The 10,660-nt window shown below is 67.3% G+C and carries 7 protein-coding genes; 3 read left to right on the forward strand and 4 right to left on the reverse strand.

The window, feature by feature from the left end:
* Positions 1 to 10 precede the first annotated feature (10 nt).
* The 3 genes from ACW17Y_RS12015 (at position 11) to ACW17Y_RS12025 (ending at position 3,696) form a co-directional block, all read left to right on the forward strand.
* Entirely contained in the window at positions 11 to 2,089 is a 2,079-nt protein-coding gene (locus tag ACW17Y_RS12015) for a capsule polysaccharide biogenesis protein (protein ID WP_492035930.1), read from the forward strand.
* A 99-nt stretch (positions 2,090 to 2,188) separates the two neighbouring features.
* The gene (locus ACW17Y_RS12020; protein ID WP_492035931.1) at positions 2,189 to 3,346 is read left to right on the forward strand and encodes a beta-ketoacyl-ACP synthase III; all 1,158 of its coding nucleotides are present in this window, start codon (positions 2,189 to 2,191) and stop codon (positions 3,344 to 3,346) included.
* An 89-nt stretch (positions 3,347 to 3,435) separates the two neighbouring features.
* A complete protein-coding gene (locus ACW17Y_RS12025) occupies positions 3,436 to 3,696 on the forward strand; it encodes a hypothetical protein (protein ID WP_492035932.1) in 261 nt (86 codons plus the stop codon).
* Between the two features lie 42 nt (positions 3,697 to 3,738).
* Here ACW17Y_RS12025 and ACW17Y_RS12030 read toward each other — a convergent pair whose 3' ends face one another.
* The 4 genes from ACW17Y_RS12030 to ACW17Y_RS12045 all read right to left on the reverse strand — a co-directional run bounded on the left by ACW17Y_RS12030 (position 3,739) and on the right by ACW17Y_RS12045 (position 10,398).
* Positions 3,739 to 4,269 (reverse strand): porin family protein, encoded by a 531-nt coding sequence (locus ACW17Y_RS12030; protein ID WP_492035933.1) that lies wholly within the window; start codon positions 4,267 to 4,269, stop codon positions 3,739 to 3,741.
* Between the two features lie 157 nt (positions 4,270 to 4,426).
* Positions 4,427 to 5,302, reverse strand: coding sequence for a 2-dehydropantoate 2-reductase (locus tag ACW17Y_RS12035; RefSeq protein ID WP_492035934.1), 876 nt, complete (start codon positions 5,300 to 5,302; stop codon positions 4,427 to 4,429).
* A 169-nt stretch (positions 5,303 to 5,471) separates the two neighbouring features.
* Complete coding sequence (ppdK, locus tag ACW17Y_RS12040) at positions 5,472 to 8,162, reverse strand: pyruvate, phosphate dikinase (RefSeq protein ID WP_492035935.1); 2,691 nt, start codon at positions 8,160 to 8,162, stop codon at positions 5,472 to 5,474.
* A gap of 157 nt (positions 8,163 to 8,319) precedes the next feature.
* Entirely contained in the window at positions 8,320 to 10,398 is a 2,079-nt protein-coding gene (locus tag ACW17Y_RS12045) for a catalase (RefSeq protein WP_492035936.1), read from the reverse strand.
* Positions 10,399 to 10,660 lie beyond the last annotated feature (262 nt).

Below are 10,660 nucleotides of genomic sequence, written 5' to 3' on the forward strand. Positions count from 1 at the left end.
AGCGTAACGGTTGCAACACCCTGTCCCCCTCCGCACCGATGCGCCCGACGGTTCGCCGCGGCGCGCCTGGGTGTGTTCTCCGGGGATCCTGGACGTCCCGTTCCTGCGGACCTTCCTGCCCGAACTGGAGCTGGTCGCCAGCCCGTTCGCGGCCGTCGACGCGGTCGTCGGCTGGGGCCTGAAGCCGACATCGAAGGCGGGACGCAAGCGGGCGGCGGCGAAGAACCTGCCCTATCTGGCGCTCGAGGACGGCTTCCTGCGGTCGATCGGCCTCGGTGAGACCGGCGCCGCGTCGCTCAGCCTGATCGTCGACGACATCGGGATCTACTACGATGCGACCCGGCCCTCGCGACTGGAACGGCTGATCGAGACGGCGCCCGACTGGTGCGACGCTGACATGCACGCTCGGGGCGCCGCCTTGATCGAGCGGGTCGTCGCTTCGGGCCTGTCGAAGACGAACATGGGCGGCCCTCTGGACCGGTCGATTCTGAAGCCCGGTCCGCGCATTCTGCTGGTCGACCAGACAGCGGGCGACGCCTCGATCGGCAACGGTCTGGCCGGACCGCAGAGTTTCGCGGCCATGGTGCGGACGGCCCGGGCAGAACGGCCCGACGCTCAGCTGATTGTCAAACGCCACCCTGCCGTGGCTGCGGGCAAGAAGAAGGGCTGCATCGCCGATGCGGACCTGAAGGGCATCACCTTGCTGGACGCCGATGTGCGACCGGCCGAAATGCTGGCGGAGGTGGACGAGGTCTGGTGCGTGACCTCCGCGCTCGGGTTCGAGGCCCTGTTGCGTCGCCTGCCGGTCCGCTGTTTCGGCGCATCCTTCTATTCGGGCTGGGGGCTGACGACCGACGAGGTCCAGACGGGTCGGCGGGATGTCGCGCGCGACCTGGAGGCCGTCGTCGCCGCCGCCCTGATCGCCTATCCGCGCTACGTCGACCCCGTGACCGGCCGTCCCTGCGAGGTCGAGGCGGCTGTGGACCGGCTGATTTCGTTGCGGGACCGCGCCGACCGGCTTGCCGGATACTGGGCCGGAGTCGGCTTCTCGCCCGCGAAACGCCCGCCGATCCGGCGCCTGCTGAACGGTCCGCGCACGACCATGAAGTATTTCGCCTCCGCCAGCCGCGCCGCGGCCCGGGCGGAAGAGACCGGCGGGCGGCTGATCTACTGGTCCGGCAAGGAGACCGCCGAGATCGCCGGCCTCGCCGCGACGACCACCGCGCCCGTAGTGCGGATGGAGGATGGTTTCATCCGCTCCCGCGGCCTGGGCTCCGACTTCTTCGGGGCGCTCAGCGTCGCCCTGGACGACCAGGGCGTCTACTATGACCCGACGCGGCCCTCCCGGCTGGAGAGCCTGATCGAGGGCGGTGGGCAGTCGCCGGAGATGCTGGCGCGGGCAGAGGCTCTGCGCGAACGCGTCGTCGACGCCGGCCTGTCGAAATACAATCTTGCGGGCGACGGCCGCCGACCCAACTGGCCCGGCAGCGCCCGCAAGGTGCTGGTCGTGGGCCAGGTCGAGAACGACAAGTCAATCCTGAAGGGCTGCGGCGATATCCGCACCAACTCCGGCCTGGTCGAGGCGGCGCGCGCCGACTATCCCGACGCCTTCCTGATCTACCGCAACCATCCCGACGTCATGAGCGGCAACCGGCCGGGCATGCTGGACGCATCGGCGATCCATGCCGTCGACGCGACGGCGGATGATTTCGACATCATCGACTGTCTGGAGGCCTGCGACGTGCTGGCTACCCTGACCTCCCTGTCGGGTTTCGAGGCCCTGATGCGGGGCAAGACGGTGGCGACCTATGGCCGGCCTTTCTACGGCGGCTGGGGTCTGACGCAGGACCGGATGACCTATGAGCGCCGGACGCGCCGTGCCAGTCTGGACGCCCTCGTCGCCGCGGCCCTGATCGAATACCCCATTTATGTCACCCCCGGGGGCTGGCCCTGCGAAGCCGAGGATCTGGTCGCCGCCCTGATCGCCGCCCGCAACGATCCACCGCCCGAGGCGCCGCCGCACCAGGTCGCGCGTTGGTGGAAGGGTCTGATGGCCAGTATCGACCGCCGACCGCCACCGGCCTATTGAATCCAGCAATGAGGGCGCTCACGTCCCTCGACCGGGACGAACGCAAAACGTCCCTCAAGTAGCGAGGCGCCGCGCGCCGAGCGATAGGAACGAACCAGAGTGACCCACGCCGTCATCGCCGCCACCGGACTGTTCACCCCCGAACAGTCGATCTCGAACGCCGAACTGGTTGAGGCCTACAACGCCTGGGCCGAGAACTGGAACAAGGACCACGCGCTGCAGATCGCAGAGGGCGACGTCGCCGCCCTGACGCCCTCCTCCGTCGAGTTCATCGAGAAGGCCTCGGGCATCAAGAGCCGGTTCGTGCTCGACAAGGCGGGCGTCCTCGACCCCGTGCGGATGGCGCCGCGCATCCCCGAACGGAGCAATGATGAGCTGTCGATCATGGCCGAGATGGCCGTGAAGGCGGCGAGTCAGGCGATCGAGGCCTGGGGCAAGCCGGTGAGTGAGATCGGCGCGGTCCTGTGCGCAGCGTCCAACATGCCCCGCCCCTATCCGGCCCTGGCCGTCGAGATCCAGCAGGCGCTGGGCATTGAGGGCTTCGGCTTCGATATGAACGTGGCCTGTTCCTCGGCAACCTTCGGCATCAAGACCGCCGCGGATTTCATCGCCGGCGGCTCGGTCAAGGCCGTGCTGATGGTCAATCCCGAGGTCTGTTCGGCCCACCTGAACTTCACCGACCGCGACAGCCATTTCATCTTCGGCGACGTCTGCACGGCCGTGATCGTGGAAAGTTCCGACACGTCCGGTCCGGGCGGCTGGGACGTGCTGGGCACACGGCTGAAGACCGTCTTTTCCAACAACATCCGCAACAATTTCGGCTTCCTGAACCGTTGGGCGCTGGAGACAGGCGCCACCGGCTCCGACCGCCCCGCCGGTCAACAGGACGACAAACTGTTCATCCAGCAGGGCCGCAAGGTCTTCAAGGACGTGGTGCCGATGGTGTCGGACATGATCGTCGATCACGCCGGCGACCTGGGTATCGAGCCGACCGGCCTGAAGCGGATGTGGCTGCACCAGGCCAACATCAACATGAACCAGCTGATCGGCCGCAAGGTCCTCGGCCGGGATCCCGGCGCGGATGAGAATGTCATCATCCTGGATGAGTATGCCAACACCTCCTCCGCCGGTTCGATCATCGCCTTCCACCTGCATCAGGACGGCTTCGAAACGGGCGACACCGGGCTGATCTGCAGCTTCGGCGCGGGCTATTCGGCGGGCACTGTGTTCGTCAGGAAACGGTCGATCACGAACTGATGACCCGGCGAACACCGGCTTGGCTTGCGCCTGCTGCGCGAGTCTGGGAGGTATTCGCAACCAGACGCCGCCCGGAACGGAGTCCCCGGATGAGCCAAGCGCCCGCCAAGCCCAACTTCCTCGAAGCCCTCGCACGTGATGTCGCGATGGTGCTGAAATCGCTCGGCGGTTCGGCGCATCAGAACGTCGTCATCGACTGTGTCGCGGCCCTGAAGCGACAGCGCGGCGAGCCGGTCACCCAGGGCCTGCGTCACGCCGTGGTTGAGGCCTTCGAACGCTATTCGGAATGGTTCACCCGGCCGTTCGGCGACGGGTCGATGCGCTGGGCGCTCGTGGCGGAACCCACGTGACGGCATCCCCGCCCGCACAGCGGACGGGGAGCCTGTTCGTCTTTAGAAGCGGCGCACGTAGCTGACGCCGTAGGTGTCGATCTCACCGCCGTTGTCGTCGGTGAAGTCACGACGGGTCAAGTCGGCGCGCAGGCCGTTCTGGGCGTCCAGGAAGTAAGTCCCGCCGACACCGTAGTTGACGCTCTCGCCGTCTTCCTCGGCGCTGATGCCGGCGATATCGGCCTTGATCGAGGTCGTGCCGTAGCCGACGCGGCCGAACAGTTCGAAGTTCGGGCTGACCGGCAGGACGCCCACGGCGTACAGGGCCGCGTCGTAGTCCTGTTCCACCGAGCCGTTCACGCCGGCCACGGTGATGTCGTCGTCCTTGACGCCGATGGAGGCTTCGCCTTCCACGGCGAAGTTCGGGTGCAGGCGGGCGGTGGCCCGGCCCGTGATGGCGCCCAGATCGACGTCGTCGCCGTCAAGCACCGTATAGCCGACCGAACCCGACCACTGAGGCGAGGAAACGGTCTGAGCCATCGCCGGTACAGCGAACAGTGAAATGGCGGCGGTCGCGAGAAGGATATTACGCATTGTTTCTTTAACTCCTAGATGCGGGACTGTTGTCCCGGCCCCATCCAGCGAGTGCACAAGTATGTACTCTGTCTGGCCGTTCCATGGCCGAATGATTACAGGATAGAAACTGTGCGCGTCGAAGCACAGACAGCGTTATACTCGCCGTCTTGTCGCCCTATTCCATGGTTGAGAGCAGGGTCGTCGCCATTCCGTTGAGCGGGGTGGCGACGCCGTGGGCGGCGCCGAGCCGTGCGATGACGCCGTTGCGGGCATCCCACTCCATCGGGCGTCCCGCCAGCCGGTCGCCCAGCAGGGAGTTCACCGAGTCCGGTGGCGAGGTCTCGGCCCGCTCGACGACCCAGTCGGGGATGTGATCGCCGAGGTCCGCGCCCATGGCCCGGCCCACCAGGACGCATTCTCGAACCATGCCGCGCATCAGGTCGGCGACGCCGTCCCTGCCCACGACGTCGCCGGGCAGACCGGTCAGGGCGTTGACGGCTCCGGCGCAGTTCAGGCTGAGTTTGGTCCAGGCGGCGGTCGTGAAGTCGTCCGTCGTCGAGGCGTCGATGACGCTGTCGGCGAACAGGCCGACGAAGGCTTCTCCCGCCTCACCGGCCGGGACGACGATCGTGCCGCTGCGACGGTGCTGGATGCGGCCCGGCGCGCTGCGCTCGGCGGGGATGTCGACGACGACCGGGACGATGCGATCTGCGGCGACGAACGGAGTGAAACGCTCGACGTGTTCGACGCCGTTCTGGAGCACGGCGACGTGGGTGTCGGGGCCGACCAGCGGCGCGAGCCAGAGCGAGGCGGCGGCGACGTCATAGGCCTTGGTGGCGACGAGGACCCAGTCGACGGGAGCGGTGATCTCGGCGGGGCTGGTGACGACGCGCGGGCTGGCCTCGATCAGGCACCCGTCGGGCGCCTCGACGACCAGACGGTCCAGCGGGGTGCGGGCGCACAGGGTGACCGATTCGACGCGTTCGCTGTGCGACAGCCAGGCCGCGACCGTGCCGCCGATGGCGCCGGGACCGACGACGGCGATTCTCACGCTTCCTTCTCCCCTTGCGGGAGAAGGTGGCAGCCGAAGGTTGACGGATGAGGGGTCACACAGACGGTCGGGACGGGATTGGGCAATTTTGATCTCCAGTGTCGGAGTGACCCCTCATCCGACCTCGCTTCGCTCGGCCACCTTCTCCCGCAAGGGGAGAAGGGAACCTCTACCGGTCCTTTTCGCGGGCCTCGCCGCCACGGGAAACCAGCGCCGCCTGGGCCGCCGCCAGACGCGCGATCGGGACGCGGTAGGGCGAACAACTGACGTAGGCCAGGCCCACTTCCTCGCAGAAGGCGATCGAGGCGGGGTCGCCGCCGTGCTCGCCGCAGATGCCCATCTTGATGTCGGGACGCACGGCCCCGCCGCGCTCGGCGGCGATACGGATCAGGTCGCCGACGCCTTCCTGGTCCAGACGGACGAAGGGATCGGTCTCGAAGATGCCCTTGTCCATATAGGCCTGAAGGAACCGGCCCGAATCGTCGCGGCTGATGCCGAACGTCGTCTGGGTCAGGTCGTTGGTGCCGAAAGAGAAGAACTCGGCGTGTTCGGCCAGATCGCCGGCGCGGAGGGCGGCGCGGGGCAGTTCGATCATGGTGCCGACCAGGTATTCGACGCTGTCCCCGGCCTTGGCGAAGACGTCGCGCGCAGTGCGGTCGGTCAGTTCGCGCAGGTATTTCATCTCCAGACCCATGGCGACCAGCGGGTGCATGATCTCCGGGATGGGGGCCTCGGCGGCGGTTTTCTTGACCTCCAGCGCGGCCTCGAGGATCGCGCGCACCTGCATCTCGTAGATCTCGGGATAGGCGACGCCGAGGCGGCAGCCGCGGTGGCCGAGCATCGGGTTGGTCTCGTGCAGCTCACGCGCCCGGCGCTTCAGCTTGGCGGCGTCGATGCCAGAGGTGGCTGCGAGCGCGTCGATGTCCTCGTCGGAGTGCGGGATGAACTCGTGCAGGGGCGGGTCGAGCAGGCGGACAGTCACAGGGAGACCGGCCATGATCGTGAACAGCTCGACGAAGTCCGACTTCTGGAACGGCTCGATCTTGGCCAGCGCCAGACGGCGGCCGGCCTCGTCGTCGGCGAGAATCATCTCGCGCACGGCGGCGATGCGGGCCTCGTCGAAGAACATATGCTCGGTGCGGCACAGGCCGATGCCCTCGGCGCCGAAGCCGCGCGCGGTGCGGGCGTCCAGCGGGGTCTCGGCATTGGCGCGGACCTTGAGGCGACGAACCTTGTCGGCCCAGGCCATCAGGGTCTGGAAGTCGCCGGTCAGCTCGGGCTCGATCATGGCCACAGCCCCGTCGAGGACCTCGCCCTTCGAGCCGTCGATGGTGATGACCTCGCCGGCCTTGAAGGTGCGGCCCCGGGCGGTGAAGGTCTGGGCGCGTTCGTCGATGTGGATCTCCCCGGCGCCGGAGACGCAGGGACGGCCCATGCCGCGCGCGACGACGGCCGCGTGGCTGGTCATGCCGCCGCGCGCCGTAACGATGCCGCGCGCCGCGTGCATGCCGTGAATGTCTTCGGGCGAGGTTTCCTCGCGGACCAGAATCACGGCGTCGCCGAGCTGGTTCAGCCGCTCGGCCTCGTCGGCGTCGAAACAGATCTTGCCGGTCGCGGCGCCGGGGCTGGCGGGGAGGCCCGCTGCCACGACGTTGCGGGTCGCGTTGGGGTCCAGCGTCGGGTGCAGCAGCTGGTCGAGCGCGGACGGTTCGACGCGGCTGATCGCCTCTTCCTGAGAGATGACACCCTCGGCGGCCAGGTCGACGGCGATCTTCAGGGCCGACTTGGCGGTGCGCTTGCCGTTGCGGGTCTGCAGCATCCAGAGCCGGCCCTGTTCGACCGTGAACTCGATGTCCTGCATGTCGCGGTAGTGCCGTTCCAGCGTGCCGACAACGTCGACGAACTGGGCGAAGACGACCGGCATGGCCTCTTCCATGGAGGGAGCGGTCTCGCCCATCTCCTCGCGCCCGGCGGTCGTCAGCGATTGCGGCGTGCGGATGCCGGCGACGACATCCTCGCCCTGGGCGTTGATCAGGAACTCGCCGTACAGCTTCGATTCGCCTGTCGACGGATTTCGGGTGAATGCGACGCCCGTGGCCGAGGTCTCACCCATATTGCCGAACACCATCGACTGGATGTTGACGGCCGTGCCCCAGCTCTCTGGGATGTCATGCATGCGGCGATAGAATTTCGCGCGGTCGTTCATCCAGCTGGCGAAGACGGCCGAGACCGCGCCCCACAGCTGCTCGTGCGGGTCCTGCGGGAAGGGTTTGCCCAGCTCGCGCTCGACCACGGTCTTGTACTCGGCGACGACCTTTTCCCAGTCGGCGGCGGACAGGTCGGTGTCGACGGTGACGCCCAGACGATCCTTATGGTCGTCGAGGACCTCCTCGAAGTCGTCATGGCTGAGGCCCAGCACGACGTTCGAATACATGGTGATGAAGCGGCGGTAGGAATCGAAGGCGAAGCGCCGGTCGCCCGAAAGTTTCGCCAGCCCCTCGACCGTCTCGTCGTTGAGGCCGAGGTTCAGGACCGTGTCCATCATCCCCGGCATGGAGGCGCGGGCGCCGGAGCGGACCGAGACCAGCAGCGGGTTGGACGCGTCGCCGAAGGTCTTGCCGACGATCAATTCGACGGCCTTCAGGCCCGCCGCGACCTGTCCCGCCAGATCTGCAGGGTACTCATTTCCGTTCGAGAAATAGTGGACGCACGCCTCGGTCGTGATGGTGAAGCCCGGCGGCACCGGCAGGCCCAGCTTCGCCATCTCGGCGAGGTTCGCACCCTTGCCGCCCAGCAGGTTCTTCATCGACGCATCGCCGTCGGCGGACCCGCCGCCGAAGCCGTACACCCAGTCAGTCATCGGTAGTCCCTTGAGGATCAGTGCGGCAGGCAGGCCCCGCTCGGATGCGGCCTTGACTACCGTGCTGCGCACGCGAAGGCGAGGCCGGGCTGTAACAAAGGGTGATGGGTTGTTTCGCTTTCGGCGTCTCCCGGGCGAGAGACGCCGAACGCGAGGGTCAGGCCAGCATGCGAACCTTGGGCTCGCGATCCCATTGGCGGGTGGACGCCGGAGCCAGCCAGGCCTCGGCGCCGTCCGCCAGATCGACGACGCCGTCATCCGGCTCGACATTGGCCTTGTCCAGCAGAGGCTGGGCCTCGGCCGTGTAGCCGATGGCCTTCAGGTGACCGAAGGCATGGGCGACGAAATCGATGGCGGCGCCTTCCTTCGTCAGTTCTGCGCAACCGGCCTCGGAAAGGACGAGGGCTACGGCGTCGAACACCACCGACGGCGTGCCGGCCAGCTGGCCGTCGGCCTTCAGCATCTTGCCGCCTTTCAGCTTTACGCCGCCGATCTTTGGGGCCACGATCTTGACCGTCGCCCCCGCGTCCTCGGCCGCGGCCTTGACCGCGTCGACCACCGCGCCGTCGGCGCCGTCGGTGACGAGGATGCCGACCGCGCGACCCTTCAGGGTGTCGGGATATTTGCCGACGATGCGCAGCGCCGGCGAAGCGTCCATGTCGAAAGGCTCGCTGGCGGCCGGGTTCGCTGTCGGCAGTTTGACGTTCAGCCCGTCGGCGACACGTTGAGCCAGCCCGGCGTCCACGTTCTGGAGATTGCCCAGCACCCGGGCGCGGACATGGTCCATCGTCACCTTGGACAGTTCGAACACCAGGGCGCTGGCGAGGTGGGCCTGTTCGATGTCGGTCTGGCTGAGGAAGAACAGCCGCGCCTGCGAATAGTGGTCGGCGAAGGTCTCCGCGCGGATGCGGACCTTGGTGCCTTCGACCGGCTGCTCGAACGAGCGGAAGCCGCCCTTCGGATCCTCGCGCGGACCGCCGTCCTCGCCGACCTGCGACAGGCTGTTGGGCTCGTAGTTGGCGCGGCCCTTGGGCACCTGCATCTGCATCTGGCCGTCGCGCTGCATGTTCTGGAACGGGCAGCCCTTCGCCTGATTGATCGGGATCTGGTGGAAGTTGACCGTCCCCAGCCGCGACAGCTGGGTGTCCTGGTAGGAGAAGAGCCGGCCCTGCAGCAGCGGGTCTTCCGAAAAGTCGATGCCGGGCGGGATGTTGGTGGGGAGGAAGGCGACCTGCTCGGTCTCGGCGAAGAAGTTGTCCGGGTTGCGGTTCAGCGTCATCTTGCCGATCACGCGGAGCGGATGAAGCTCTTCAGGGATCAGCTTGGTCGAATCCAGCACGTCGAACGGCAGGGCGTCGGCCTCGTCCTGCGTCAGCAGCTGGACCGCCAGATCCCACTCGGGGAAGTCGCCGTTGTCGATGGCCTCGAACAGGTCGCGACGGTGGAAGTCCGGGTCGGCGCCCGCGATCTTGACCGCCTCGTCCCAGCAGGTCGACTGGGTGCCGAGCCGCGGCCGCCAGTGGAACTTGACCAGGGTCGCCTTCCCCGCAGCATTGATCAGCCGGAAGGTGTGGACGCCGAAGCCCTCGATCATCCGCAGCGAGCGCGGGATGGTGCGGTCGCTCATCGCCCACATGATCATGTGGGTGCTCTCGGGCATCAGGCCGATGAAGTCCCAGAATGTGTCGTGCGCCGAGGCCGCCTGCGGATAGCCGCGGTCGGCCTCCATCTTCACCGCGTGGATAAGGTCGGGGAATTTGATCGCGTCCTGGATGAAGAAGACCGGGATGTTGTTGCCGACCAGGTCCCAGTTGCCCTCGGTCGTGTACATTTTGACCGCAAAGCCGCGCACGTCGCGGGGGGTATCGACCGACCCGGCGCCGCCGGCGACCGTGGAGAAGCGGGTGAACAGTTCGGTCTGTTTCCCGACCTCGGTCAGGATCTTGGCGGTCGTGTAGTCGGCCAGGCTCTCGGTCAGCTCGAACACGCCGTGGGCGGCCGAGCCGCGCGCGTGGACGATCCGCTCGGGGATCCGTTCATGGTCGAAATGCTGGATCTTCTCGCGCAGTACGAAGTCTTCCAGCAGGTGCGGGCCGCGCGGCCCAGCCGACAGGGTGTTCTGGTTGTCGCTGACGGGGACGCCGTGGTTGGTCGTCAGCCGGGTTTCCGGTGTCGAGGCGGTCTGGTGGGTCTCCCCGGCGTTGCCGGGGATCATGGGCGTTTTGGCGGTGGGCATGAGGGCGTCCTGACTGCGGGGTTGCGGTCGGAACGCGCGGGTATGCTCAAGGTCTCAGCTTGGCCGTAGGAAGAGCCGTTGTGTCGGGTGGAGGACGTTGAACCCTTCTCCCCTTGCGGGAGAAGGTGCCCCGGAGGGGCGGATGAGGGGTCACGCTGACCTGGAAAGTCAGCGCGGTAAAAGCTCATCTCAGCCGCCGGTGCGACCCCTCATCCGTCAGTCTTCGGCTGCCACCTTCTCCCGCAGGGGGGAGAAGGAAGTC

The organism is Brevundimonas sp. AVps7, assembly GCF_058681545.1.

Coding starts and splice junctions, on each gene's coding strand:
- ACW17Y_RS12045 (WP_492035936.1), bottom strand. CDS start 10,398: ATGCCCACCGCCAAAACGCCCATGATCCCCGGCAACGCCGGGGAGACC.
- ppdK (WP_492035935.1), bottom strand. CDS start 8,162: ATGACTGACTGGGTGTACGGCTTCGGCGGCGGGTCCGCCGACGGCGAT.
- ACW17Y_RS12025 (WP_492035932.1), top strand. CDS start 3,436: ATGAGCCAAGCGCCCGCCAAGCCCAACTTCCTCGAAGCCCTCGCACGT.
- ACW17Y_RS12030 (WP_492035933.1), bottom strand. CDS start 4,269: ATGCGTAATATCCTTCTCGCGACCGCCGCCATTTCACTGTTCGCTGTA.